Origin of the sequence: Falsirhodobacter sp. 1013 (assembly GCF_051195255.1) — a bacterium.
Classification (GTDB): domain Bacteria; phylum Pseudomonadota; class Alphaproteobacteria; order Rhodobacterales; family Rhodobacteraceae; genus Falsirhodobacter.
Genome location: NZ_JBNJLK010000015.1, coordinates 22,332 through 46,334, shown reverse-complemented (window position 1 = coordinate 46,334; position 24,003 = coordinate 22,332). Strand labels below are relative to the sequence as shown.

Genomic DNA, 24,003 nt, shown 5'->3' with positions numbered 1-24,003 from the left:
CGGTACGTATGGCAAGAAAGTCGATTTACTCGGGCTCCCCTTTCGAAAAGATCGCGGGATATTCCCGTGCGGTCGTGGATGGCGAATGGGTGTTCATTTCCGGCACCGCCGGATACGTCGCGGGCGAGACTGATCCCGACGACGCCATGGCCCAGACAGAAAAGGCGATAGCCATCATTGCAAGCGTCATGGAACAGGCGGGCGGCACGCTGGCCGACATTGTTTCGGTCCGCGTCTTCGCCGCGCGGCGCGAGGATATCCTGCCGATCTCCAAGGTGCTGGGCCAGATTTTCGATGATCCGCGCCCGACCAACACGACCGTCACCTGCGGTTTCGTCAACGACGAGATCAAGGTGGAGATCGAGGCTGTGGCGCGCATTGTGCGCTGAAACGGGGGCGGTCACGCGGCCGCCCTCAAATCTTCCGCTAGGTGACAGGCGACACGCGCACCGCCAACCTGGCGCAGGTCGGGCCGCGCTTCGGCGCAGATGCCGATCGCGTGCGGGCAGCGCGTGCGGAACGGACAGCCCGAGGGCGGATTGGCGGGATCGGGCAGTTCTCCGCTTGGCGGGGCAAGTTCGGCCCCGGCATCCAGCTTGGGCATCGCGCCCAGAAGCGCCTGCGTGTAGGGGTGGCGCGGCGTCGCGAAAAGCGTGTCGCGGTCGGCCATCTCCACGATCTGGCCCAGATACATGACCCCGATCTCGTCCGCCATGTGATCGACGACGCCAAGATCATGGGTGATGAACAGGAAGGTCAGGCCCAGATCGTCCTGAAGATCGCGCATCATGTTCAGGATCTGCGCCTGCACGGACACATCCAGCGCCGAGGTTGGCTCGTCGCAGATGATCAGCGAGGGGCGGGTGGACAGAGCCCGCGCGATGGCGATGCGCTGACGCTGGCCCCCAGAAAACTCGTGCGGGTATTTCGCGGCATCGACGGGGGACAGTCCTACCTGCGACAGCAGGTCCGACACCATTTGCGCGACCTTGCGGCGGTCCTTTTCCAATCCCAGTGACAGGATCGGATCGGCGATGGACCGCCCCACCGTCCAGCGCGGGTTCAAAGAGGAGTAAGGGTCCTGAAAGATCATCTGGACCTGCGCCCGTTCAGCCGTCGCCTTGAGGGCAACCGCCCGCATGTCAATTCCGCGAAAGCGGACGGAGCCGGCGGTCGGAAGATCGAGCCCTGCCACCATCCGAGCGACCGTGGATTTCCCGCATCCGGATTCGCCCACCAGCGCCAGCGTGCGGCCCGGAAGGATGCGGAAATCGACGCCGCGCACGGCCTGCACGCGCCGGGGGCCGGGGCGGCCTGTCAGCCGGTCCAGAAGTCCGGGGCCATTGCCGAAGGTGCGGGTCAACCCATCGACGCGCAGGATATCGGGCTCGCTCATGCGGCGTCCTCCGACGACAGGGGATGGAAGCAGGCAGCCTGATCTCTCAGATCGGGGCGTTCGGCGCGGCAGCGATCGGAGGCCCGCTCGCATCGTGGGTTGAAGGCGCAACCCTGGGGCAGGGCATCGGGGCGTGGCATCGCGCCTTTCAGTTGCGGAAGGCGGTGATGGCGGCGTCCCACCTCGGGGATCGAGCGCATCAGGCTGCGCGTGTAAGGGTGGCGCGCGCCGCTGATGACCTGCGCGACGGGGCCGATTTCCACGATCCGGCCCGCATACATCACGGCTACGCGGCTGGCAGCGTTGGCGATCACGCCCATGTCGTGGGTCACGAGGATCACGGCCGTCCCGCGTTCGCGGCAGATCCGTTTCAGCAGGTTGATGATCTGGGCCTGGATGGAGACATCCAGTGCCGTCGTCGGCTCGTCCGCGATGATGACCTTGGGGCGGCCTGCAAGGGCAAGGGCGATAACGACGCGCTGGCGCATCCCGCCCGAGAATTCATGCGGGAAGCTGCCCAGCCGGGCCTCCGCCGCAGGGATGCCGACCTGTTGCAGCAGGCTGACAGCTTCGGCCCGCGCATTGCTGCCATGCCGGTCGGTATGACGCTCGATCGTTTCGACCAGCTGCCGTCCGATGGTGAAGACCGGGTTCAGGGAGGTCAGCGGGTCCTGGAAGATCATCCCGATTCCCGCGCCGCGGATGTCCGCCATCCGGCGCTGCGACAGCGTGTCGATCCGTTGCCCGTCCAGCGTGATCTGCCCCGAGGTGCGCATCAGCGGCATCTCGATCAGGCCAGTGATGGCAGAGCCGAGCATCGACTTTCCGGCTCCGGATTCGCCCACCAGCCCAAGAATTTCCCCTGGGGCAAGGTCCAGCGACGCGTCGCGAACGATCCGCATGCGAAGATGGCCACGCCACAGTTCGACGTTGAGATCGCGGATTTGAAGCACGGGCTGTATCACGGGTGCCTTCCTTGGGTGCTGCGGCGTGGGGTCAACATGCTGCAAGTGCCGGATGATGTAAATAGTCTTGATCAAATGATCTTATGGTGGAAGATAGGTCATCCAACAGAGAGAGACCCAATGGCATTGAAGACCTGTCTCGCCGCCCTCGGCATCTCGGCCCTCGCGATTGCCTCCCATGCCGAGACGCTCACCTACGCCGGCACAACGGCCCCGCTGACCTTCGATCCGCATGCGACCAACGACTTCGTAACCACCAGCCTTGTGCGGCAAACCTATGAAAGCCTCGTTGAGCTGGGACCCGAGATGGAACTGGTTCCCGGCCTTGCAACCGAGTGGACGTATCGGGGCGACAACACGTGGCGGCTGGTGCTGCGGCAGGGCGTGGTGTTCCATGACGGCACGCGGATGACACCTGCGGACGTCGTCTTCTCGATCAAGCGGCAGGCCTCCTCGAAGCTGTATCAGTCGCTGTTCGGGGGCATCATCGGCGCCGTGGTGGTGGACGATCGCACGGTGGACGTGATTTCCAAGGCGCCGGACGCGATCCTGCCCGTCAAGCTGACGCGCCTGTTCGTGATGTCGGAGGCCTGGGCCGACGCGAACAACATCGCCGCCGTGCCGGAGTTGGGAAACGATGCGTCCGAGGCCTTTTCGCTGCGCCACGCCAACGGCACCGGACCGATGGAGCTGGAGTTGCAGGAGCCGGGCAAGCAGACGATCCTGATCAAGAACCCCGACTGGTGGGGCGAATTCACCGGCAATGTCGATCGCGCCGAATACACCGCCATCGGGTCGGCCCCCACCCGCCTTGCGGCGCTGCTTTCAGGCGAAATCGATCTTGTGACCGATCTGCCGCTTCAGGACATCCAGCGGGTGGAAGGCACGGACGGACTGAAGATCGCCCAAAGCCCACAGCGCCTGTTCATGGAGTTGGAAATGGATGGTTCGCGCGATCAGGCGCTGGACACGTTCGACAAATCCGGCAACCCGCTGCCGGCCAACCCGTTCAAGGACATCCGCGTCCGGCAGGCCGTCGCCAAGGCGGTGGATTCCAAGCTGATCGTGGACCGGGTGATGCGCGGACACGCCAAGCCGATCAACCTGCCCTCGGCCCCGGGCTTCTACGGCTATCAAGCCGATCTGGACACCCCCCGCGACTATGATCTGGAGGGTGCCAAGGCGCTGCTGGCCGAGGCGGGTTATGCCGGCGGATTCACGACGACCCTCAACTGCCCACTGGAACGCTATGTGAACGCAGAGGAAATCTGCCGCGGCGCCGCGTCCATGCTGGCACGCATCGGGATCGACCTGAACGTCAAGACGATGACTTGGCCGGAGTTTTCCAAGATACTGGTCAGCGGGCCAAATTCCAGCTTCCACCTGATCGGCGCGGCCGGCAATTCGGGCGACGTGCAGGACACGTTCACGGCGATCATCTCCACCCGCAGCCCTGAAACGGGGCGCGGCCAGCAGAACTGGGCGCTGTGGTCGGATGCCGACTTCGACGCGATCACCGACAGGCTGGTCACCACCTTCGACGGGGCGGAGCGGACCGCGCTTTATCGTGAGGGGCTGACCATCGCGCGTGACCGTGTCCATGCCGTCTATCTGCACCAGCCCTTCATCACATGGGCGATGCGCGACGGCGTGGATGCGAAGGTTCGTGCCGACAGCGCGGTGAACCTGTCTCAGGTCACCGTGAACTGACCCTGCCAGCCGGAGGCGAGCCATGAATCCCATCTACCTGATCCGCCGGCTGGGCCACGCGTTCTTCGTGGTCTTCGTCGTCAGCCTGATCGCCTTCGGCATGGGAGAGCTGGTGGGCGATCCCGTCGCCAGCATCCTCGGCCTCGACGCGCCACAGGAGGCGAGGGAGGCGCTGCGCGAGCAACTGGGCCTGAACCGGCCGTTCGTTGTGCGGTATTTCGATTACGCCTTCGGCGCGCTGACGGGCGATCTTGGCATGTCCTATCAGGCGCAGCGGCCGGTGATGGACGTGATCCTGGAGCGGCTTCCGGCCACGGTCGAACTGGCACTGGCGGCGATGCTGATGTCGTTGTGCATCGGCATCCCGCTGGGCGTGGTCGCGGCGATCTGGCGGGGGACGTGGTGGGCCAGCGCGTTGATGACCGGCTCCATCATCGGGGTGTCGCTTCCCACCTTCGTGGTGGGCATCCTGCTGATCTTCGTGTTCTCGGTGAACCTCGGCTGGCTGCCATCCTTCGGTCGGGGCGAGACGGTCAGCATCGGCGCCTGGACCACGGGGCTTCTGACCGGATCGGGCCTGCTGGCGCTGATCATGCCCGCCGTCGCGCTGTCCATCAGTCAGGTGGCGCTGGTCGCCCGTCTGGTGCGGGCGGAGATGCTGGAGATCCTGCGCGCCGACTACATCCGTTTCGCGCGCGCACGAGGCATCCGCAACCGCACGGTCAACTTCGTCCACGCGCTGCGCAACACGCTGATCCCGATCATCACCGTCACCGGCATCCAGCTTGGCTATCTCATTGCCTTCGCGGTGGTGGTGGAGCAGGTGTTCCAGTGGCCCGGCCTCGGCACGATGTTCCTCGGGGCGCTGACACAATCGGACATTCCGGTGATCACCGCGTTCCTCGTGCTGGTGGCCTTCTTCTTCGCGATGACAAACCTGCTCGTCGATCTCCTTTATGCGCTGGCCGATCCACGCGTGCGCCTGTCCGGAAGGGCCTGACCCCATGAGCGATATCCGTATCCCGCTTTCCGTCCGCCTCCGCCTTCCGGGCTGGGTTCGGTCGCTGCTTGGCCGCCCAGCGGCACTGCTGGCGCTGATCATGCTGATCCTGATCGTATTCGTGGCGGCGTTCGGTCCATGGATCTCGCCGACGGATCCCTACGATCTTTCCTCGCTCGATCTGTTCGACAGCCACCTGCCGCCCGCATGGATGGACGCGGGTGACCCGCGGTTTCTCCTTGGCACCGACAGCCAGGGGGCGGATCTTCTGTCGCTGATGATCCACGGGCTGCGCACCTCGCTGATGGTGGGGGTGCTTGCGGTCAGCCTGTCCGTCATGATCGGCGTGACGATGGGGTTGATCAGCGGCTATTATCGAGGCTGGGCAGAAACCGTGATCATGCGGATGGCTGACATTCAGTTCACCTTTCCTGCGATGCTGCTGGCGCTGCTGATCGGCGGCATCAGCCGGGCGGCCTTGCCTGTGGCTAGTCAGGAACGCCTTGCAATGTTGATCGTGGTACTGGCGCTCGGCATTTCCCACTGGCCGCATTTCGCGCGGCTGGTTCGTGCCGCCGTGATTTCGGAGGCGGGAAAGAACTATGTCGCCGCCGCGCGTCTGGTTGGCCGCAGCCATCCCGCGATCGTCGTGCAGCAGATTCTGCCCAACGTGCTGAACCCCGTCTTCGTGCTGGCCACGATGGACATCGCCTTCGCCATCATGACCGAGGCGACGCTGTCCTTCCTCGGGTTCGGAATGCCGGCCAGCCAGCCGTCGCTCGGAACGCTGATCAAGGTGGGATACAACTACCTCTTCTCGGGCGAGTGGTGGGTCGTGATCTTCCCCAGCCTTGTCCTGATCGCGCTGCTGGTGAGCGTGAACGTCTTCGGCGACTGGCTGCGCGACAGGCTTGACCCAAAGCTGCGGTGATGTGTTTGATCAAGGCTTTCGGCTGGGGTAAGTTCAAAGGCTGACGTTATGGGAGCTGTTATGGTCGTGTCTTCGCAAAAGCAGTTGAAACCCGTCGCATCGCGGCGCACGGTTCAGGACCAGGTCTATGAACAGCTTCGCGATGCATTGATGTCGGGTGCGTTCGAGGCGCGGGAAAGCTTCACCATCGCCTCATTGTCGGAACGCTTCCAGACCTCGCACATGCCCGTGCGCGAGGCGTTGCGCCGGCTTGCGGCGGAAAATGCCCTTCGCATCGCGGCCTCCGGCACGGCCTTTGTTCCCGACCTGTCGCAGGAGGAGCTGGATGACATCAGCCGCGCGCGCATCATCATCGAATGCGCGACCGCGGAACTGGCGATGCCGAACCTTGGTAAGGGCGATCTGGGAACCCTGCAGGCCCTGATCGAGGTTCACCGCGAGACCGGCATCAGCGGCGACATCGTGGCGATGGCCGCGGCGAACCGGCAATTCCACTTCCACATCTATGCTGCCGCGCAAAGTCCCGTCCTGATGAGCCAGATCGAAAATCTCTGGCTGCGGTCCGGGCCTTACGTGCGGTTCCTGTCCGACAGGATGGCGACGCTGCTGAAGACCGATTACCGCAGCGGCTTCACCCTGCATCACGAGAGGATGCTGGAGGCCTTGCGCAGGGGCGATGCGCCGGCCTTCGTCGATGCCGTCCGGGCCGACATCGCGGCGACCCGGACGTTGCTGCATCAGTTCCTTGGCGAGCTTTCGGCCTGAACCTCGAACCGGCACAGCTCTGCGCCCATGGCGGCGCAGTCGGTTTCGCGGACCTGCGCCGGAACGCCCAGCACCATTCCTCCGACTGCCAGCAACATGCCGCGGATCAGGGCGCAGACGGGCCGGTCCGACGGGCCATGCCCCGCCGCGAAGGGCGAATTGCGCACCTCCAACCGGATGATCGTGCCATCGTACGTGAACTGCCAGATGCCCCAGCCCAGTTGCGGTGCGGTCGCGGCGATGGTGGCCAGCAGCGCTCCGGGATCCTGCGCCCCCGCCGCCCGATAGGCGCGGGCCGAGGCGCCGCCCGCCGCGAACACGCTCGCGGCCATCGCGTCGAACAGGGCGGGGCGCATGTCCTGCGGCATGTGATGGACAAGGCCCATCAGCGCCTCCGGCTTGATGAACATGTACCGCATGCCGCCGTCCAGATGCGCGCCCTGTCCGGCGTCGAAGGTCACCCTGTCGAGGAAGGTCATTCGCGCAATCCCGCTTCCTTCAGCAGCGGCAGGACCTTGCCTAGGAAGAACGGCATGTCGTCCTTGAAGTTCACGAAGCTGACCGTGGTTCCGGCAAAGCCGGCCTCGGCCATGCGGATCATCTGGTCCGCGATCTCGTTCGGGGTGCCGACCAGCGGATAGGTTCCCGCGCCGCCCGCGAAACGCTGGCGATACAGCCGATACGTGGCCTCGTCATGGCTTTGCGTGTGTTTTTCGCGCGCGGTGGCCAGATGATCCAGCGCCTCGGCATCCACCTCGGTCACGGTATAGCGTTCGTAATAGGCCTCCGCTTCGGCCCGGGTAGGGCGGCAGACGACATGCGTGGTGGTATAGACGCCGACATCGCGGCCCGTCGTCGCAGCCCGCGCGCGGATGTCAGTGATCGTGTCGGCCCCCGCTTCGATGGAGCTGAAGGTCGTGAACAGGAAGTCGGCGTGATTGGCGGCGAAGTTCCTACCGGGCGGCGAAAAGGCCGCGTTCAGCACCACGGGGCGCGGGTCCTGCACCGGACCGGGCTGCGAGACGGCGCCCTTCAGGTCATAGTACTTGCCCTTGAAATCGAACGACTCGCCCGTGTGAAGGCGGGTGATGATATCGATCCACTCCGCCGCCTGATCATAGGGGGAATCCACCTTGTCCAGACCGAACAGGGCGAACTCCTCGGGGTTCCAGCCCGCGACGACGTTCAGCCCCGCCCGCCCGTTGGAGGCCTGATCGACCGTCGCCAGCGCTTTTGCGGCAAAGACCGGATGGACCATCGGCACATGGACGGTGGAAAACAGCGCGATGTTCTTCGTGACGCCCGCCAGTGCCGCGGCAAAGGTGAACGTTTCGTAGGAATGCTGACGGCTGTTCGTCTCGCCCCGGTAGCCCTTCCAGCGGGCGATGGGCAGGAAGAACTCGATCCCCGCGCGGTCGGCCATCTGCGCGACCTCGACGATCTCGCCCCACTTCGCGGGCCAGCGTTCGGGAACCTTCGTCAGGGTCAGCCCGCCATCGGCATTGGCCGAGAAGATCCCGAGCTTGAAACGGTTCGGGCCGTGCATCGGATTGGTCATAGCGTCCTCGCGTCTTTTCGCTTCAAGTATGAAAAGTCCATGCTCAAAACAAAATCAAGGGTTCTCGTGGAAATCCGCTGCCAATGACGTGATTTTCAGGACCGCTGCCTCAGGTCGATCATCAGGGCGATGGCGCGGGCGGTGTCGGCTTCGTCCAACGGGCCCATGATCTCGTTTATCCAGGCAAGGTGATCTTCGGCCATGCGGGCCATCAGCGCCTTGCCCTGCGGGGTCAGCCGCGCGGACATGGCGCGCCGGTCGCCCTCGACCGCGACGCGTTCCACCAGACCGTCTGCGACAAGCCGCGCCACGATGCCCGTCACGTTCCCGTTGGAGATCATGAGGCCTTCCGAAAGCCTGCTCATGTTCACACCTTCGGGCATGCGGTCCAGCATCGCCATGACGTCGAAGCGCGGCAGGGTCATCGCATGGGTCACGCGCAGGCGTTCGCGCAGGTCGGTTTCCACGTGCCGCACCGATTTCAGCATCTGAAGCCACAGCCGCAGCCGCTGGTGTGCGAGGTCTGTATCCATGTCCGCTTTCCTGTCCATCGCGCGTATTATGACGGGGGCGGGGGCGAAGCGTAAGCGGTCAGCCGAACGCCGCTTCCGATCCCGCGCCGAGGATCATCGCGTCACTGCCCTGGATCACCAGCGGGACGCGCGCTAGCCAACGGTCCCCCTGCGCGCGGTCGGGGGCAAAGATCCCGACAGGAATGCCACGCGCCTCAGCGGCTGCGATCACGGTGTCGATGGCGGCGTCCAGCGTCATTGGGTGGCCCGCGGCGGCGAGGCCGACACCAAGATCGCCGGGTCCGATGAAGGCGAGGTCCAGCCCCGGCGTCGCAAGGATGTCGTCCACGGCGAGGACCGCGTCCGGCGTCTCGATCTGGATGGCGACGAAGGGGGGGCGCGCGGCTATCAGCTCGGCGATGCGGTAGCCGTATCCCGCCGCGCGCCCCGGCCCGACGCCCCGTTGCCCGGCAGGGGGGAAGCGGGCCGCCCGCACCGCCAGCGCCGCCTGTTCGGCAGAGGAGACGCGGGGGACGAGGACACCTTCCGCCCCCGCATCCAACACCTCGGCGATCAGGTGGGGCAGGGCCTCCGCGACGCGGACCAGCGCGGGAACGCGCGCCGCGCGCAGCATGTTCAGAAGCGCCTCTCCCCGGATCGGGGAATGTTCGCCGTCGATGCAGACGAAATCCGGCCCCGCGGCGCAGACGATTTCGGTCACCGCCGGGGATGGAATGCCAAGGAAGGTTCCGCGCAGGCGCCCGCCTGCCACGATACGATCGCGCAGGGTCATGCCGCGAACCCCTTGCCCGGGTTGAGGATCCCTTTCGGGTCCAGCGCGGACTTGATCAGGCGCATGGTTGCGATCTCCGCCTCGGTGCGGGAATAGGAGAGGTAGTCGCGCTTGATCGCGCCGATCCCGTGTTCGGCGGACACCGTGCCACCCAAGTCGCGTACGATGTCGTAGACGAGCGCCTTCACCTCCCTGGTCGGCTGTTGGAGGGTCGAGGGAATGTTGACGACCAGATGCAGGTTGCTGTCGCCGATATGGCCATAGGACAGCGCACGGGCATCGGGCCAGCGGGCGGCGATGGCCGCTTCCAGCGCGGTCACCGCCTCGGCCATCCGGTCCAGCGGCAGGCCCACGTCGAACGGCGTCAGAGCACCCAGGATGGTGCCATACTCCGACACGCTTTCGCGCACCGCCCAGAGGCCCCGTTCCTCGCGCGCGGAATTGGCAAGGACGGCATCCTCCACCAGGCCCGTCTCCAGCGCCGCCTCCAGACACTCCTCCATCGCCGCGCGGGGGGAGGCGGCGTCGAAGCCGCTCGCCTCGATGATGACATAGGCGCCGTGCCGTCCCGCAAGCGGAGAGGGGAGGTTCGCCCCCCGCGACATGACATCGAAGAAGCTCGGCCACATCACCTCGAACGAGGTCAGCATCGGGCCTATGCGCCTGCGGGTCGCAGCCAGCAGGGCGATGACCTCCGCCGATCCGGCGCAGCCGACGAGGGCGGTCGCGGTGAATGCGGGCCTTGGCTGAAGGCGCAGCACGACGCGGGTGATGACGCCCAGAAGCCCCTCCGTCCCGATGAACAGCTGCTTGAGGTCGAGCCCCGCATTGTTCTTCAGCATCTTGTTCATGGAGGAGAGGATCGTGCCGTCGGCAAGGACCGCCTCCACTCCCAGGACGTGATCCTTGGCCATGCCATAGCGGATGACCTGGTTGCCGCCCGCATTCGTCGCAAGCACGCCGCCCAGCATGCACGACCCGCGCGCGCCGATGTCGATGCCCAGCATCAGCCCGTGTGCGGTGGCGGCGGCCTGCGCGGTTTCCAGCACCACGCCCGCCCCGGCGGACAGAGTCCCCATCGCCACGTCCACCTCCTCTATCGCGTTCATCCGGTCGAGCGAGAGGGCGACCGCGTCCGCCCGCGGATGCGCCCCGCCGGAGATGCCGGTGAGCCCACCCATCGGGACGACCGGCACGCCCTGTTCGTTGCACAGGCGCAGCAGGTCCGACACCTCGGCGGTGCTGCGGGGGCGGGCCAGCGCCAGCGGGCGCACAGGCGGAAGGCCGGCCCAGTCATGGGTGAACTTCGGCGCGATGGCGTCGCCCGTCGCGATGATGTCGGGGAAGGTCCGTTCAAGCAGGTTCGTGAAGTCGGTCATGTCGTATCCTTGCATCTCCTCATCGCGTCGGTCCTCGCGATTGCGGCCATCGGCATGTGCGGATCGGAAGCCATCTTCGTCATGCGCCCCTTGCCATGGGGATGCCGTTCACCGCACTGACGCGCACGCGGGAGGGCGGGGGCGGGCAATCCGCGTCCAGCACCACCAGCATGTCCGCCCCCGGCCCGATCCGCGCCGTGCCGAGGCGAAGGGGCAGGCGGTCGTCCCACGCCTCCTCCAGCGAATGGTGCAGCAGGGTCTGGGCGGTCAGGTCGGCCAGACCGTCATGGTCGCGCCATTCCAGATCGCCCAGGCACCCCGCGCACAGGCTGCGGGTGGGATATTGCCACCTGCCGCAATCGGTGCAGCATTGCAGGGCAAAGGTCATGCGGCGGCCTCCAGCACGGTGGCGGCGGTGCAGATGCCGCGGTCGTAGTTGATCATGCCGAACCCGCTGACCAGCGCATACCGCGCATCGGGCACTGCCGCGCTGCGGCTTTGACCCGTCAGTTGCCGTAACGCCTCGTTCAGCCCCAGATGCCCGCCCGCCGCCCCCGCCTGTCCATAGGAAAGCTGCCCGCCCGAGGTGTTCATCGGCAGACGGCCCCCTGCCGTCAGATCGCGCGAGGCAAGGAAGCGCGCCCCCTCGCCCTTCGGGCAGAAGCCCAGATCCTCCACCTGCAGGGCGCAGATGACCGGGTAATCGTCATAGGTCTGGATAAGGTCCATATCCTCGGGACCAAGGCTGGCCGCGTTCCACAGGCGGTCACGATCCATGATCCAGCCGCCCCGAAGCTGGACCGGATCGTCCGGAAAGCTGTTGTGCCGTTCTATGGTGGAAAGGATGCGGACGAAGGGCAGGCGCAACCGGTGGGCCTCCTCCTCCCGCAGGACAAGGAAGCCTTCGGCGCCCGCGCAGGGCATCACGCAATCGAACATGCGCAGCGGGTCGGCGATGGGACGCGCGGTCAGGTAATCGTCAAGACTGAGGGGCTTGCGGATCAGCGCGCCTGGATCGGTCTGTGCATTCAGGCGCTGCTGCACGCAGACATGGCCGAAATCGCGTGCGGTTGTGTCGAAGGCGCGCATGTAGGCCTCGGTCATCAGGGCGAAGCTGGCATTCGGGCCGCCCGCGCCCAGCGGATAGACCGCCTCGCGCGAGAAGCGGCTGAAATCGCGCAGGATCCCCCGGAACGCGGCGGGGTTGTTGGTGTCGCCCGCGATGCAGGCCACGATGTCGGCGTCGCCCGCTTGAACCGCCCGCGCCGCGCGCCGTATCGCCACAATGGCCGAGGCGCCGCCCATCGGCACATGTTCCAGCCATCGCGGCGAAAGGCCCAGATGCTGCGTCAGCCCGACCGCCGTGTCCGGTGCCATGGTAAAGCTGGACACGGCAAGCCCGTCGATGCGGTCCTTTTTCAGCCCGGTGGCCTGCAGCAGTTCGCGCAGCGCCATGGCCAGAAACCAGTGCGCATCCTGATCCGCGAAGCGCCGGTATGGCACGGTCACCGGAACGGCCAGAACCACCCCCTTGTACATCAGACCACCGCCTTTCGCAGCGCGGCCTTCAGGTCACGCAGGTCGTGGGCCGTGGCAAGGCTGTCGGCGGCAAGGCGGCGGATCTCGGCCCGTTGCAGCTTCTGGGTGGCGGTGGTCGGCAGGTTTTGGACGAAAGCAATCCAGCCCGGAACCTTGTGATAGGCAAGGCTGGCCGCGCTGGCCCGCGCGATGTGCATCGCGGTGTCGTGGTCGGCAGGACCGTCGGCGATGACCAGCGCCATCACCTCCTCGCCCCGGATGTCGTCGGGAATGGGGGCGACGGCTACGGCCGCGATGCCGGGCAGGTTCGCAAGCACGCCTTCCACGTCCACGACCGCAATATTCTCGCCACTGCGCCGGACGATGTTCTTCTTGCGATCAACGAAGAACAGCGCCTCGCCCTCGCGGCGCATGATGTCGCCCGTGTGGAACCAACCGTCCTTCCATGCCTCTTCGGTCGCGCTTTCATTGCCGAGATAGCCGGAGAAGAAGCCGTGCCGGGGATCGCCCTCGCGCCGGACCAGAAGCTCCCCTTCGTCTGCATCGTTGCCGCTGTCGTCCACCAGCCGCGTCCGCAGCCCTGCGCAGGGATACCCGACGCAACGCCGCGCGACGTGGCGATCGCCGGGCGCGGTGGTCGTGACGGCGGCACCGCCGGTTTCGGTCATGGCCCACGCCTCGATCAGAGGAAAGCCGAAGCGGTCCTCGAACGTCGTCTGGTGGCGCGGATCGACGCCCGCGCCGAAGCCGAACCGCACCGAATGGGCGCGATCCCGCGGGCCCTCGGGTAGCTTCAGAAGGATCGCGGGCATCACGCCAAGGTAATGCACCACGCTTGCCCGCGATTCCGCCACCGTGTCCCACCAGCGTGACGCGCTGAAACGGTCCACCGGCACCAGTGTGCCGCGCAAAAGCATCGCGCCAAGCGCCGAACAGCCAAGCGCGTTCATGTGGAACAGCGGCAGGGGCGTCAGGATCACCTCGCCGCGTGACATCGCGGCACCTTTCCCCTGATCGACATACCATTCGGCAAGGCGCACGAAATACTCGTTCGACAGCACGCAGCATTTCGGCTTGCCCGTGCTGCCGGAGGTGAACAGCAGCGCGCAGGCGTCGACGGTGCCGGCGGCGGGTGCGGCCGGAATGTCCTCGCCCGCCATCCGGTGGGACGGCAGGCCCGCCGCGATCATCGCGGGCTGGCGTTCGGGCAGGGCGATGCCAAGATCGGGCGGCGCGATGGAGAATTGGTGTGCCAGTTCGTCAGGGCGAAGGTCGGGATTGATCGGCTGCACCGCCACGTCGAGCGCGTTCAGCGCAAGGAAATGCGCGAAGAATTCGGGGCGGTTGTCCATCGCCAGCGCCGCGATGTGGCCCTTGCCGTAGCCCGCGGCGGCATAGGCCGCGCGTAGCCGTTCGACATCGGCCGCCATCCGGGCATATGTGACGGTCCGGCCATCGGGGGCATAGGGCAGGGCGGCGGCCTTTGGCAGCAGCAGGAAGGCGGTGTCCGGCGCATCCTCGGCGGCGGCGCGGAATAGGTGATAGGGTGTGCGCATCTGTTCCCTCATTCCGCGGCGATCGCTTCCGCCCGCTCGGGCGGCATGGAGGCGATCAGCGTGCGGGTGTAGCTGTGTCGTGGATTGGCGAAGACCTCTTCGACCGGGCCACTTTCCACGATCTCGCCCTTGAGCATGACGATCACGCGGTCGCAAAGGTAGCGGACGACCGAGAGGTCGTGGCTGATGAACATCATCGAGAAGCCGCGTTCCTGCCGCAGCCGCAGCAGCAGTTCCAGCAGCTGTGCCTGGACGGAGACGTCGAGGCCGGAGACGATCTCGTCCGCGATCAGGATCTTGGGGACGGTGCAGAGCGCGCGGGCGATGTTCACGCGCTGCTTCTGCCCGCCCGACATCTGCGATGGGTAGCGCTGCGCCATTTCCGGCGAAAGGCCGATTTCCCGCAGCAGTTCCACGGCGCGGGCTGGGTCGCCCTTGCCCTCCGCCTCCAAAGCTTGGGTGACGATGCTGCCGACGCGGCGGCGCGGGTTCAGCGCCGAGGCCGGGTCCTGGAACACGATCTGCATCGCGCGGCGCCGGAAGGCGGGATCCGTATTGGCGGTCACGTCGCGGCCAAGCAGCGTCAGCGTCCCGTTGGACGGCTTCTCCATCCCGATCAGCAGCTTGGCAACCGTGCTCTTGCCGCTGCCGCTTTCGCCGACGATGCCGACGAATTCCCCCGTCCGCAGGTCGAAATCGGCGCCCTTGACGGCGGTGAAGGTGTCGTCGCGCCCGATCAGCCGGCGCTTGGTGACATAGGTCTTCCCCAGCGAGGCGGCGGTCAGCACGACCTCTCCTTCCTGCCCCGCATGGTCGGGGGCGGGGGGTGGGGTGATGCGGACGGCGGTTTCGGGATGGAAGCAGGCCGTGACGTGGCCGGGTGCGACCTCTTGGGGTTGCGGCTCCTCGGTCTGGCAGATGGCGGTGGCGGAAGGGCAGCGCGTGGCGAAACGGCAGCCCTTCAGGTCGCGGATCTCTGCCAGTCCGGGCATCCGGTCGGGCAGGGTGAACAGGCCGCGTTCGCGTTGCATCGACGGAATGGCAAGCTGCAGGCAGCGGGTATAGGGATGTGCGGGGCGGGTGAAAATCGCGGCTCCGCTGCCCTGTTCGGCCTGCCGGCCCGCGTAAAGCACCAGCACCTCGTCGCAGATCTGCGCGGCCAGACGCAGGTCGTGCGTGATGAAGATGACGGATGTTCCGTCGCGCTTTTGCATCTGCGCGATCAGATCGACGATACGGGCCTGCACGGTGACATCCAGCGCCGTCGTCGGTTCATCGGCGATCAGCAGGCGCGGGCGGCTGGCGAAGGCCATCGCGATCAGTACGCGCTGGCATTGCCCGCCCGAAAGCTGGTGCGGATACTTGTCCAGCATCCCGCGCACTTCGGGCAGGTGCACATCCTCGAACGCGCGAATCGCGTGGTCGCGCCAGTCCGCCATGCGGATGGTGCTGATATGGGCCAGATGCTCGCGCATCTGCTGGCCGATGGTCAGGACGGGGTTCAGGGCCGACAGCGGTTCCTGCGGGATGAAGGCGATGTCGCGGCCGAACAGGCCGCGACGGGCATCGGGGCGCATGTTCACCAGATCGTCGCCGGCAAAGGTCAACCGCCCGCCCGTCACCCCGAACCCGGCGGGCAGAAGCTGCGCGACGGTGCGCCCGATCATCGACTTGCCCGCACCGCTCTCGCCCACCAGCCCCAGCGTCCGCCCCTGTTCGAGGCTGAAGCTGAGATCGGAAATGATGCGGAAATCGCCACGATTGTTTCGTACCGACACGGTGAGGTTTTCGGCCTGTAGCAGGGGCATCACGCACGCTCCGTCTGGCTGAGGCGGGTATCGAGGCTGCGTCGCAGCCCGTCGCCGAGGATGTTGAACCCGAACACCGTCACGAAGATGCACAGGAACGGGAAGATCAGGTTCCACGGCGTGTAGTAGATGTTGGCCCGCGCATCGGCGATCATCTGGCCCCAGGCCGGAATGTCGGACCCCACGCTCAGCCCGACGAAGGACAGCACGGCCTCCACGATGACGGCGACGCCCATCTCCAGGCTCATCAGCGTGATGAGGAGGGGGAAGGTCGCCGGGGCGATCTCGCGGGTGATGATGCGCCAGTGGGATGCGCCCAGAAGGCCCGCGGCGGTGACATAGTCGCGGCGGGCGGTGATCATCACCTCGGCCCGCAGCACGCGGCAGAAGCGCGTCCAGTCCACAAGGACAATGGCGAGGATCACGTTCTGCAACCCCGCGCCAAGGCCGACCATCAGGATCAGCGACAGGATCACCGGCGGGAAGGACAGCCAGATGTCCACGACGCGACCGACAAGCCAGTCGATCCAGCCGCCGAAATAACCCGCGACATGCGCGACGACCGCGCCGATCACCATGGCCCCCACCGCGCCGCACACGGCGACGGTCAGCGCCACCCTTGCCCCGAACAGCAGCCGCGACAGCACGCATCGGCCAAGGCTGTCGGTCCCCAGCGGATAAAGCGCGTCGCCGCCCTCCGTCCATGCGGGGGGCAGAAGGGTGTAGAGCAGATCCTGACTGTTGGGATCGTTCGGGGCCAGCCACGGGGCCAGCACTGCGGCCCCGGCGATCAGGGTCACAATGGTCAGCCCGACAAGGCTGCGCCAGTTCTTCAACCAGGCGGGCAACATCAGCGAACCCTCAGCTTGGGGTTGAGGATGAGGTAGAGGCTGTCCACCGCGACGGAGATCACCAGCACCATCACGCAATAGGTCAGCCCCACCGCCTGGATGATCGGCAGGTCCGCGTTGCGGATCGCGTCGACCATCAGGTTGCCCATGCCGGGGAAGGAATAGATGATCTCCACCAGCAGCGTACCGCCGAACAGGAAGCCGAATTGCACGCCCATCAGGGACAGCGTCGGCAGGATGGCGTTCTTCAGCCCGTGGCGCAGCAGGATGCGGCGTTCGGACTGGCCGCGCAGGCGGGCCTGGTGGATGTAGTCGTCCTGGTACACGTCCAGCAGGCTTGACCGCAGCACGCGCATGATCGATGGCGATGCCGCGATGCCAAGCGCCAGCACCGGCAGCACCATGTGCAGAAGCGCGTCCTTCAGCACCGCGAACTGTCCCGTGATCAAGGCATCCAGCAGCAGGAACCCCGTCACGTCGGGCGGGGAGATGCCCGGCCCGACGCGCCCCGAAAACGGCAACAGCCCCCATGTTACCCCGACCAGCAGCATCAGGATCAGCGACCATAGGAATTCGGGCATCGACAGCAGCCCTATGGAGCCGACCTCCAGCACGGTTTCGGCGGGGCCTCCGCGCAGGTGGAAGATCAGCAGGCCGCCTGCGATGCCGATGACGCTGGCCACTGCCATCGCCATGAAGGCCAGTTCCATCGTGGCGGGAAGGGTGTCGCCGATCAGCCGCGCGACATCGGTGCGGTACTGGATGGACTGGCCGAAATCCCCGCGCAGGGTCTGGCCCAGCCAGATCGCGTATTGAACCGGCAGCGGACGGTCGAGGCCCATCTCCACCCGCTTCGCCTCCACCTCCTGGATCGTGGCGGTGGGGGGCAGGGACATCGCAGCGGGATCAACCGGCAACAGCCGCAGGATGATGAACAGCAGCACGGAGACAAGAAGAAGCGTCGGTATGGCTACGAGGATGCGCTTCGCGAGAAGCTTTGCGATCGTGGCGAACATGGCATGTCTTTCGTGTCACGGGAGGGGGAAGGCGCCACTCCCGAGGGATCAGGAGAGTGCCATGGTGCCGCCCAGCACCCAGCCATTGGCGTATTTGCGGTAGGTCAGGTTCTCGCGCCGGACCAGCGTCTGCACGCTTTGCAGGATCGGGATGCAGGCCCCCATCTCCACGGCATCACGGCTCAGCTGCTTGTAGCCGGCGATGCGTTTTTCGTAATCGGGTTCTGCGAACAGGGCGGGCAGACGGTCCCCCGGCTGTTCCCCTTTCCAGGGCGAGAAGGGCATCTTGGGATTGAGCAGGTAGCCCGAGAAGATCTCCGGATCGCCCGTCGCGTTGTCGAAGGTGTAAAGCGTGGCCTCGGGCAGTTGCTGGCCACGGTTCAGCTCGAAATACTTGGCGTATTCGATGATCTCCAACTCGGCCACGATGCCCACCTTCTGCCACATCTGCACCAGCGCGCGGGCGATGTCGTGATCCGACGGGAAGTGGCCGTTGGTCGCCGCGAAGCGGATGCGGGCGGGATTGTCGGGGCCGAAGCCGGAGGTCGCCAGCAGCTCCTTCGCTTTTGCGGGGTCGAATGCGAACTCGTAATCCTCGACATAGCCCGGCGTGCCCGGCGTCGCGGGCACCGAAAGCGGCACGGCGGCCCCGGCATAGAACGCACGCGACAGGGCCTTCTTGTCGATGGCGTGATGCGCGGCAAGGCGGACGTTTTCATCGGCGAAGCCCAGATCGTTGCGGATCTGAAGCAGGATGACGCGGGTGATCGGATTGATCTCGCCCGCGAAGCCGGCCTTGGACAGGCGATCCACCTCGCGCACGGGCACGTTGATGGTCAGGTCGGCCTGCCCCGACTGCACGGCGGCCACGCGCGCGGCCGCATCCTTGATGATGTTGACCGTGATGGTCTTCAGTGCGGGGGGAGCGCCCCAGTATCCGTCGAACCGTTCCAGCACGATGCGCGAATTCATCTGGTATCCGGCCAGCTTGTAGGGACCGGAGCCGATGGGCCTTTCGCGGAAACCGTCCAGCCCGACCTTGGTGATGTAGGCTTTCGGAACAATGTAGCTGCCCATGAAGGCCAGCCATTGCGGCGCAGTCGGCATCGGCGCGGACAGGCGGATCGTGCCGGTCGTGGGCGACGCCACCTCGATATCCGTAATCTTGCCCCAGACGTTCGCGATGTCGAGCGGCTGCTTTTCCTGCACCCGTTCGAAGAAGGTGTAGCGCACATCTTCCATCGTCAGCTTCGTGCCGTCGTGGAACAGCACGTCGTCGCGGATCTCGATCGCGAGGGACAGGCCGTCGGGCGCCAGGTCCCATTTTGTCACGACGGAGGGGATCAGCGACAGGTCCGTATCCTGCATCAGCGGCTGGTCGTAGACCAGTTTGAAGATGGATTGCGCGTCCGGCGCAAGGCGCTGGTTCGGGTCCCAGGACGGGACATCGGACGGCCACGCGACCGTGGCGCCGTCGCCGTCCTGCGCCCAGGCGAAGCCGGGGATCTGGCTGGCCACGGTTCCGATGGCGAGCAATTGCAAGAGACTTCTGCGGCTGAGGTCGTGCATGGTCGTTCCCCCTGATGGCAAACCGATCCCGCTCGCGGAACGGCGCCGCGTCATGTCAGGTCGGTGATTCGCTTCTGGTCTGACATCACTCTGCCGCGCTTTGGGTGCGTCATCAAAACATTTCATACATAAAAGATACTGGCCGGCGGAACTGCTCCGAAAACGGGCAGTGCCCGACCCCTATTCATGCCAGAACAGCGCCTTGAGCTTCGGTCCGTCCTCGGGACTCGCGGCGATCAGCGCGTCCCAGCCTGCGGTCATCGCCTTGTCCTGGAAGGCTGCTGCCGCTTCCGGCGTCATCGGGACGGGTTTCACCCCCACCTCGGCCAGACGATCTGCTTCGGCCGCCCCGGCGGCGATGTAATCGGCATTGAGGGCTTCGATCGCCGCCATTTTCGTGTTCAGGAACGCGCGCTGTTCGTCGTCAAGCGCGCCCCAGGTGCCCTTGCCCAGATAGATGCCGACCTCGGTCGAGTAGAAGCCCGGCTCCACCCGTGCCGCGGTCCGCTCTTGCCAGCCTTCGTCGAAGATGCCGATGGCGGGCCAGCCGTAGCCGTCCACCACACCCCGTTCCAGCGCGGTATAGACCTCGCCCGGTGCCGTCTGCACGGGTGCGGCACCAAGATCGCGGAAGAACGCCTGATAGACGGGGGTCGACCGAAGCTTCATGCCCGAAAAATCGGCCTCTTCCGGCATCTCGGCCAGATAGATGTGGTAGGGCACGTGGTCTATGGTGCGGCCCAGCCAATGAATGCCGGCCTTCCGCTCCTGTATCGCGTTCAGCAGGTCGTAGCCGCCATTGGCGCGCAACGCCTCGATCGGCTTGTCGGTCAGTGTCATCGCCAGGCCCTCGGGCGACAGGTTGGCGTGGAAGACGGCCGTGGTCAGCGCCATGTCCACGACACCGTTGCGCAGGGCGTTGCCCACCTCGAACGGAGGCATCGTCTCGGGTCCGCCGATGAACTGGATCTGGACGAGGCCCTTTCCTTCGGCGTTCACGCTGTCCATGAACCGCTGGAAGGGCGGATAGAACGTCGTGCCCTGACGGAAGGCCGAGAGGGCGCGGAGCGTCACCTCCTCGGCGGCGGCGGGCGTGGCGAGAAGGGCGGCAAGAAGGGCGAAACGGAGCATCGTCGGAACCTTTCAGCGGATGAGGTGCGGAAGCCAGAGGGCAAGCGGTGGGACGAGGAACATCAGCGCGAGGACCGCGGTCTCGATCCCGATGAAGGGCAAGGTGGCGCGGTAGATCGTGGCCATCGGCGTCGCGGGCGAGACACCCTGCATCACCATCAGCAGCATCCCGAAGGGCGGCGAGAGCATGCCGATCTGGATCGCGACCAGCATCATCAGGCCCAGCCAGACCATGTCCACGCCCGCGGCCTGTGCCATGGGCAGGAAGAAGGGCAGCGTGATGACCATCATCGACACTTCCTCGAGGAACGTGCCGAGGGCGAGCCAGACCACCAGCATCGCCAGCACCAGCCATCCCGGCGACAGGCCAAGCCCTGCCACCACCTCCACGAAGCCACGCACTCCGCCCGAGAAGGACAGGATCTGCGCGAACGTGGTGGAACCGACGAGGATGAAAAGAAGCGCCACGCTGATCATCGCCGTCTCCACCGCCGCCTTGCGCAGCACCGCCACCGACATGCGCCCGTAGGCTGCCACCGCGATCGACGAGGCCAACGCGCCAAGCGCCGCGCTTTCGGTGGGCGTCGCGACGCCGCCCAGCATGCTGCCCACCACGCAGACGAAGATCGCCAGCAGGGGGACCACGTCGCGCAGGAACGGCAGCAGGCGCTGGACCAGCGGCACCCCGACAGCACCCGGATCAACCGGGGCGGAGGTGGGATCGAAGACGGCGCGCAGGATGACATAGGCAAAGAAGCCCGCCGCCATCAGCAGCCCCGGAAGGATGCCCCCGATCAGCATCGCCGAGATGGAGATGCCTGAGAGCGAGCCCAGCATGACCGTGATCGCCGAAGGCGGGATCAGCGAGGCGATGCCGCCCACGGCCATGATCGGGCCCATCGCCAGCGTCGGGTGATAGCCGCGCTTCATCATGTCGGGCGACAGGGTGCTGCCCAGAAGCGCCGTGTTTGCGATGGAGGAGCCGGACAGCCCGGAGAAGATCGTCCCGCCCACCACCGAAACGCAGGCGAGGCGGCCGGGCAGGCCCGTCAGCAACCGCTCCACCGCCGTGATGGCGCGGAAGGCGAGGCCGGAGTGGAACAGCAGCGCCCCCATCAGGATGAACATCGGGATGGGCGTCAACGAGACGGAACTGATGGAGATGGCGGTATTGCGCATCATCTGCGCAAGCCCCGCCTCGCCTCCGAGGAAGATCCAGCCGCCGATCATGTTGATGGCCAAAAAGGCCAGCGCGACAGGCAGGCCGAGGGCGAAGAAGGCGCAAAGGCCGCCGCACATCAGCAGAAGCGCGAGTTCCCAGCTCATGCCACGGCCTCGCGTGCCGAGAGGGTGCGGAGCAGGAACTCCACGCTCAGGATGGCGAAGCAGAGGGCGACGGGGATCATCAGCCACCATTCAGGAAATATCAGCGTCTTGAAAACGAGAGAGCCGCTGGCGCGTGCCGACAGCAGCGCGTCGACGGCGATGGCCGTCAGCGGCAGGCAGATGGCAAGGCCCATGGCGTCGGCCCCCCGGGCAAGGCGGGCCCGGGGCATTGCGCCCAGCATCTGCACCACCACGTCGATCGCTACATGGCCCCCCCGCCGCAGGACCCAGGGCGCGCCGATGAACCCGCCGACCATCATCAGGTACTCGCTCCCCTCAAGCGCCCAGGCGAAGCCGATTCCGAGGTTGCGCGTGATGACATCAGCAAGGATCAGCCCCGCCAGCGCGACGAATGACAGCACGGAGACGAATGCGCATGACGTGATCAGCGCATCCTGAACACGTCTGAGCGGGAGGAGCAGAAGCGGGAATGTCATGGGCGGCTCCGAACATAGAACTTCGCGTATGAAGCAATCGTGCTGTCGTCGGCGGAACTGATTCTGTCCCCGTCAGGACAATGTTTTCGCAATCGTCGCCGACCTTGGCCGGAATATGCGCATGTGCCGCATATTCCGGCGTGGGGCGACCCTTTACGCCGGAAGCTTCTGCGTCGTGAAACTCGCCACCGTTTGCAGCGCGCCGTCCAGCGCCGTGCCCTTTTCATCGGCCAGTGCGGCAGTGCGCAGGCGGCGCATCCAGTCGGCGCCGTCTGCGCGGCCCTGCAGCATCGGCAGGCCCGACATCACGCGGTCGAACTTCGACAGCCCCCGCGCGTGGGTGTCGGAATAGCCCTTGATCAGGCGGCGGTTGGCCAGCACCTCGGCGGCAAGCGCGGTGTCGGTTTGGGCAAGGGCGGTGTCGAACCACGCCGTCACATGCGCCATCTCGGTCCGGTGGCGCAGCAGATTGCGCCGCCACGGGCGCAAGGCCGACACGCACCAGAGCATGCCGAATCCCATCAGGCTGTCGGTGCGGATGCGGCGGCCCTTGTCCAGATACCTCGCATAGAATGCCTCGGCCTTGCGGTTGCGTTGCAGCCAGCTCCCGAGGCGGACGGGCAGGGTCGTCGTGAACTCCTCGAATCGGGGGTGGAAGTATTCGGTGAGGTGCAGCAGCTGGTCATCCTTGACGCGGACCTCCTTGCGCACGCGGTCCCGGCGGGTGGCGCGAGTCTTCAGATCGGCCACGCGCAGGATGTCGTCGTAGCACAACGCGTTCGCGGCGTATTTCGCGGCCGGAATGGCCAGCGCGGGGTCCTTGGTGGCGGCGCGCGCCACCATGTCCAGATACTGCGCGCCATAGGCGATGTCCTGGTAATCAACGACCTTCTTCAGCCCGAGGGCCGCCATCTCCCGCGCCTCGGATGGCAGCAGGGCCAGACGTGCCTCCAGCTGGTGCCAGCTGTCCCGCAACTGTTCGGGCACATGCAGGGTGCGGATCGCGGCCGCGACGGCCTCGGTCGCCGGCGGGGCGGCATCGCCCTTGGCGCAATCAAAGGCAAGGCCGAAGGCCCGCAGCGACGCCTCCACCCCCTTGCCGGACTTGCGGATGATCTCCTCGTAGCTGACGCGCGGGAAGGGCAGCGCTCCCGAGCCGGCAAGTGCACCGAACAGGCTGGCGGAGATGACGGAGCCCGCCCTGGTCGCCAGCGTTTCCATGTCGAAGGCGACGACCTGATCGGCCGCAAGGCCCAGGGCGTTGATCACGGTGGCGCTGTCGGCACGGCCGTCGCCGGGCGCGATCTTTTCCGACACGGCGGCGATGCGGTGGGTCGAGGCGATGAGCGTCGTGCGTCCCGGCGTGACGAACCCGCGCATGACGGCGCGGCCCGCCTCCATCAGTTCGGACGCGATCATGATGTCCACGTCCCCTTCGGACGGCGACAGGGCGAAGACCGGGGTGCGGCCCGTGTCCTTGCACATTTCGACGTAATACACGGTGGCGCCGGTGCGTTGTGCCACGCCCGCGACCGACGTCGCCTGCGCGTGATAGCCGTTCGCCTCGGCCACGTCGATGATCCAGTTGGTCAGGACGCCGCCGCCCTGCCCGCCGACCGCAAGGGCCGCAAGCGTGATGATCCTTTCGCCCTGCGGCCCGGGGGAACGGCGTGCGATGACGGGTGCTTGCATATTCATGTC

Annotated in this window: 23 protein-coding genes; 5 read left to right on the top strand and 18 right to left on the bottom strand. The window is 66.1% G+C overall.

Going from position 1 to position 24,003, the window contains the following annotated elements; translation table 11 throughout:
* Nucleotides 1-8 precede the first annotated feature (8 nt).
* Nucleotides 9-389, top strand: coding sequence for a RidA family protein (locus ACSHZY_RS15675; RefSeq protein ID WP_435170722.1), 381 nt, complete (start codon nucleotides 9-11; stop codon nucleotides 387-389).
* 11 nt (nucleotides 390-400) lie between these two features.
* Here ACSHZY_RS15675 and ACSHZY_RS15670 read toward each other — a convergent pair whose 3' ends face one another.
* Complete coding sequence (locus ACSHZY_RS15670) at nucleotides 401-1,396, bottom strand: ABC transporter ATP-binding protein (protein ID WP_435170720.1); 996 nt, start codon at nucleotides 1,394-1,396, stop codon at nucleotides 401-403.
* Nucleotides 1,393-2,361 carry an ABC transporter ATP-binding protein gene (locus ACSHZY_RS15665; protein WP_435170718.1) on the bottom strand — a complete coding sequence of 323 codons (969 nt, stop codon included), beginning with the start codon at nucleotides 2,359-2,361 and terminating at the stop codon, nucleotides 1,393-1,395. The genes ACSHZY_RS15670 and ACSHZY_RS15665 overlap by 4 nt, the downstream gene beginning before the upstream one ends.
* A 120-nt stretch (nucleotides 2,362-2,481) precedes the next feature.
* On the opposite strand from ACSHZY_RS15665, the gene ACSHZY_RS15660 reads away from it, so the two are divergent.
* The 4 genes from ACSHZY_RS15660 to ACSHZY_RS15645 are packed head-to-tail and all read left to right on the top strand — an operon-like array spanning nucleotide 2,482 to nucleotide 6,767.
* Nucleotides 2,482-4,071 (top strand): ABC transporter substrate-binding protein, encoded by a 1,590-nt coding sequence (locus tag ACSHZY_RS15660; RefSeq protein ID WP_435170717.1) that lies wholly within the window; start codon nucleotides 2,482-2,484, stop codon nucleotides 4,069-4,071.
* A 22-nt stretch (nucleotides 4,072-4,093) separates the two neighbouring features.
* A complete protein-coding gene (locus ACSHZY_RS15655; RefSeq protein WP_435170715.1) occupies nucleotides 4,094-5,071 on the top strand; it encodes an ABC transporter permease in 978 nt (325 codons plus the stop codon).
* A 4-nt stretch (nucleotides 5,072-5,075) separates the two neighbouring features.
* On the top strand, nucleotides 5,076-6,002 hold the full coding sequence (locus tag ACSHZY_RS15650; protein ID WP_435170713.1) for an ABC transporter permease: 927 nt from the start codon (nucleotides 5,076-5,078) through the stop codon (nucleotides 6,000-6,002).
* A gap of 48 nt (nucleotides 6,003-6,050) precedes the next feature.
* A complete protein-coding gene (locus ACSHZY_RS15645) occupies nucleotides 6,051-6,767 on the top strand; it encodes a GntR family transcriptional regulator (protein ID WP_435170711.1) in 717 nt (238 codons plus the stop codon).
* On the opposite strand, the gene ACSHZY_RS15640 is transcribed toward ACSHZY_RS15645, so the two are convergent.
* The 16 genes from ACSHZY_RS15640 to ACSHZY_RS15565 form a co-directional block, all read right to left on the bottom strand.
* The gene (locus ACSHZY_RS15640; protein WP_435170709.1) at nucleotides 6,740-7,246 is read right to left on the bottom strand and encodes a V4R domain-containing protein; all 507 of its coding nucleotides are present in this window, start codon (nucleotides 7,244-7,246) and stop codon (nucleotides 6,740-6,742) included. The two genes, ACSHZY_RS15645 and ACSHZY_RS15640, sit on opposite strands and share 28 nt — an antisense overlap.
* The gene (locus ACSHZY_RS15635) at nucleotides 7,243-8,325 is read right to left on the bottom strand and encodes an LLM class flavin-dependent oxidoreductase (protein WP_435170707.1); all 1,083 of its coding nucleotides are present in this window, start codon (nucleotides 8,323-8,325) and stop codon (nucleotides 7,243-7,245) included. Before ACSHZY_RS15635 ends, ACSHZY_RS15640 begins: the two co-directional genes overlap by 4 nt.
* 95 nt (nucleotides 8,326-8,420) lie before the next feature.
* Nucleotides 8,421-8,858, bottom strand: a complete 438-nt coding sequence (locus ACSHZY_RS15630) for a MarR family winged helix-turn-helix transcriptional regulator (protein WP_435170705.1) — start codon at nucleotides 8,856-8,858, stop codon at nucleotides 8,421-8,423.
* Between the two features lie 58 nt (nucleotides 8,859-8,916).
* Entirely contained in the window at nucleotides 8,917-9,630 is a 714-nt protein-coding gene (locus ACSHZY_RS15625) for an HpcH/HpaI aldolase family protein (protein WP_435170703.1), read from the bottom strand.
* Nucleotides 9,627-11,009: an FAD-binding oxidoreductase gene (locus ACSHZY_RS15620; protein WP_435170701.1), complete on the bottom strand. Its 1,383-nt coding sequence runs from the start codon at nucleotides 11,007-11,009 to the stop codon at nucleotides 9,627-9,629. The genes ACSHZY_RS15625 and ACSHZY_RS15620 overlap by 4 nt, the downstream gene beginning before the upstream one ends.
* A 79-nt stretch (nucleotides 11,010-11,088) precedes the next feature.
* Nucleotides 11,089-11,397 (bottom strand): zinc ribbon domain-containing protein, encoded by a 309-nt coding sequence (locus tag ACSHZY_RS15615; protein ID WP_435170699.1) that lies wholly within the window; start codon nucleotides 11,395-11,397, stop codon nucleotides 11,089-11,091.
* Complete coding sequence (locus ACSHZY_RS15610; protein WP_435170697.1) at nucleotides 11,394-12,548, bottom strand: thiolase family protein; 1,155 nt, start codon at nucleotides 12,546-12,548, stop codon at nucleotides 11,394-11,396. Before ACSHZY_RS15610 ends, ACSHZY_RS15615 begins: the two co-directional genes overlap by 4 nt.
* Entirely contained in the window at nucleotides 12,548-14,104 is a 1,557-nt protein-coding gene (locus ACSHZY_RS15605; RefSeq protein WP_435170695.1) for an AMP-binding protein, read from the bottom strand. Before ACSHZY_RS15605 ends, ACSHZY_RS15610 begins: the two co-directional genes overlap by 1 nt.
* Before the next feature lie 8 nt (nucleotides 14,105-14,112).
* Nucleotides 14,113-15,912: a dipeptide ABC transporter ATP-binding protein gene (locus tag ACSHZY_RS15600; RefSeq protein ID WP_435170693.1), complete on the bottom strand. Its 1,800-nt coding sequence runs from the start codon at nucleotides 15,910-15,912 to the stop codon at nucleotides 14,113-14,115.
* Nucleotides 15,912-16,763, bottom strand: a complete 852-nt coding sequence (locus tag ACSHZY_RS15595; RefSeq protein WP_435170691.1) for an ABC transporter permease — start codon at nucleotides 16,761-16,763, stop codon at nucleotides 15,912-15,914. Before ACSHZY_RS15595 ends, ACSHZY_RS15600 begins: the two co-directional genes overlap by 1 nt.
* Nucleotides 16,763-17,779: an ABC transporter permease gene (locus ACSHZY_RS15590; RefSeq protein ID WP_435170689.1), complete on the bottom strand. Its 1,017-nt coding sequence runs from the start codon at nucleotides 17,777-17,779 to the stop codon at nucleotides 16,763-16,765. The genes ACSHZY_RS15595 and ACSHZY_RS15590 overlap by 1 nt, the downstream gene beginning before the upstream one ends.
* Nucleotides 17,780-17,827: 48 nt before the next feature.
* A complete protein-coding gene (locus ACSHZY_RS15585; protein ID WP_435170687.1) occupies nucleotides 17,828-19,348 on the bottom strand; it encodes an ABC transporter substrate-binding protein in 1,521 nt (506 codons plus the stop codon).
* 180 nt (nucleotides 19,349-19,528) lie between these two features.
* Nucleotides 19,529-20,479, bottom strand: a complete 951-nt coding sequence (dctP, locus tag ACSHZY_RS15580; RefSeq protein ID WP_435170685.1) for a TRAP transporter substrate-binding protein DctP — start codon at nucleotides 20,477-20,479, stop codon at nucleotides 19,529-19,531.
* A 12-nt stretch (nucleotides 20,480-20,491) separates the two neighbouring features.
* Complete coding sequence (locus ACSHZY_RS15575) at nucleotides 20,492-21,805, bottom strand: TRAP transporter large permease (RefSeq protein WP_435170683.1); 1,314 nt, start codon at nucleotides 21,803-21,805, stop codon at nucleotides 20,492-20,494.
* Nucleotides 21,802-22,227 (bottom strand): TRAP transporter small permease, encoded by a 426-nt coding sequence (locus ACSHZY_RS15570; protein ID WP_435170681.1) that lies wholly within the window; start codon nucleotides 22,225-22,227, stop codon nucleotides 21,802-21,804. The genes ACSHZY_RS15575 and ACSHZY_RS15570 overlap by 4 nt, the downstream gene beginning before the upstream one ends.
* A 228-nt stretch (nucleotides 22,228-22,455) precedes the next feature.
* Nucleotides 22,456-24,000, bottom strand: a complete 1,545-nt coding sequence (locus tag ACSHZY_RS15565) for an indolepyruvate oxidoreductase subunit beta family protein (RefSeq protein WP_435170679.1) — start codon at nucleotides 23,998-24,000, stop codon at nucleotides 22,456-22,458.
* Between the last annotated feature and the right edge of the window lie 3 nt (nucleotides 24,001-24,003).

What these genes read in the sequence shown, in the direction of transcription:
- dctP (WP_435170685.1), bottom strand. Translation starts at nt 20,479, where the DNA reads ATGCTCCGTTTCGCCCTTCTTGCCGCCCTTCTCGCCACGCCCGCCGCC.
- ACSHZY_RS15640 (WP_435170709.1), bottom strand. Translation starts at nt 7,246, where the DNA reads ATGACCTTCCTCGACAGGGTGACCTTCGACGCCGGACAGGGCGCGCAT.
- ACSHZY_RS15590 (WP_435170689.1), bottom strand. Translation starts at nt 17,779, where the DNA reads ATGTTCGCCACGATCGCAAAGCTTCTCGCGAAGCGCATCCTCGTAGCC.
- ACSHZY_RS15620 (WP_435170701.1), bottom strand. Translation starts at nt 11,009, where the DNA reads ATGACCGACTTCACGAACCTGCTTGAACGGACCTTCCCCGACATCATC.
- ACSHZY_RS15605 (WP_435170695.1), bottom strand. Translation starts at nt 14,104, where the DNA reads ATGCGCACACCCTATCACCTATTCCGCGCCGCCGCCGAGGATGCGCCG.
- ACSHZY_RS15635 (WP_435170707.1), bottom strand. Translation starts at nt 8,325, where the DNA reads ATGACCAATCCGATGCACGGCCCGAACCGTTTCAAGCTCGGGATCTTC.
- ACSHZY_RS15585 (WP_435170687.1), bottom strand. Translation starts at nt 19,348, where the DNA reads ATGCACGACCTCAGCCGCAGAAGTCTCTTGCAATTGCTCGCCATCGGA.
- ACSHZY_RS15615 (WP_435170699.1), bottom strand. Translation starts at nt 11,397, where the DNA reads ATGACCTTTGCCCTGCAATGCTGCACCGATTGCGGCAGGTGGCAATAT.
- ACSHZY_RS15675 (WP_435170722.1), top strand. Translation starts at nt 9, where the DNA reads ATGGCAAGAAAGTCGATTTACTCGGGCTCCCCTTTCGAAAAGATCGCG.
- ACSHZY_RS15610 (WP_435170697.1), bottom strand. Translation starts at nt 12,548, where the DNA reads ATGTACAAGGGGGTGGTTCTGGCCGTTCCGGTGACCGTGCCATACCGG.
- ACSHZY_RS15655 (WP_435170715.1), top strand. Translation starts at nt 4,094, where the DNA reads ATGAATCCCATCTACCTGATCCGCCGGCTGGGCCACGCGTTCTTCGTG.
- ACSHZY_RS15565 (WP_435170679.1), bottom strand. Translation starts at nt 24,000, where the DNA reads ATGAATATGCAAGCACCCGTCATCGCACGCCGTTCCCCCGGGCCGCAG.
- ACSHZY_RS15645 (WP_435170711.1), top strand. Translation starts at nt 6,051, where the DNA reads ATGGGAGCTGTTATGGTCGTGTCTTCGCAAAAGCAGTTGAAACCCGTC.
- ACSHZY_RS15625 (WP_435170703.1), bottom strand. Translation starts at nt 9,630, where the DNA reads ATGACCCTGCGCGATCGTATCGTGGCAGGCGGGCGCCTGCGCGGAACC.
- ACSHZY_RS15670 (WP_435170720.1), bottom strand. Translation starts at nt 1,396, where the DNA reads ATGAGCGAGCCCGATATCCTGCGCGTCGATGGGTTGACCCGCACCTTC.
- ACSHZY_RS15630 (WP_435170705.1), bottom strand. Translation starts at nt 8,858, where the DNA reads ATGGATACAGACCTCGCACACCAGCGGCTGCGGCTGTGGCTTCAGATG.
- ACSHZY_RS15575 (WP_435170683.1), bottom strand. Translation starts at nt 21,805, where the DNA reads ATGAGCTGGGAACTCGCGCTTCTGCTGATGTGCGGCGGCCTTTGCGCC.
- ACSHZY_RS15650 (WP_435170713.1), top strand. Translation starts at nt 5,076, where the DNA reads ATGAGCGATATCCGTATCCCGCTTTCCGTCCGCCTCCGCCTTCCGGGC.
- ACSHZY_RS15600 (WP_435170693.1), bottom strand. Translation starts at nt 15,912, where the DNA reads ATGCCCCTGCTACAGGCCGAAAACCTCACCGTGTCGGTACGAAACAAT.
- ACSHZY_RS15595 (WP_435170691.1), bottom strand. Translation starts at nt 16,763, where the DNA reads ATGTTGCCCGCCTGGTTGAAGAACTGGCGCAGCCTTGTCGGGCTGACC.
- ACSHZY_RS15660 (WP_435170717.1), top strand. Translation starts at nt 2,482, where the DNA reads ATGGCATTGAAGACCTGTCTCGCCGCCCTCGGCATCTCGGCCCTCGCG.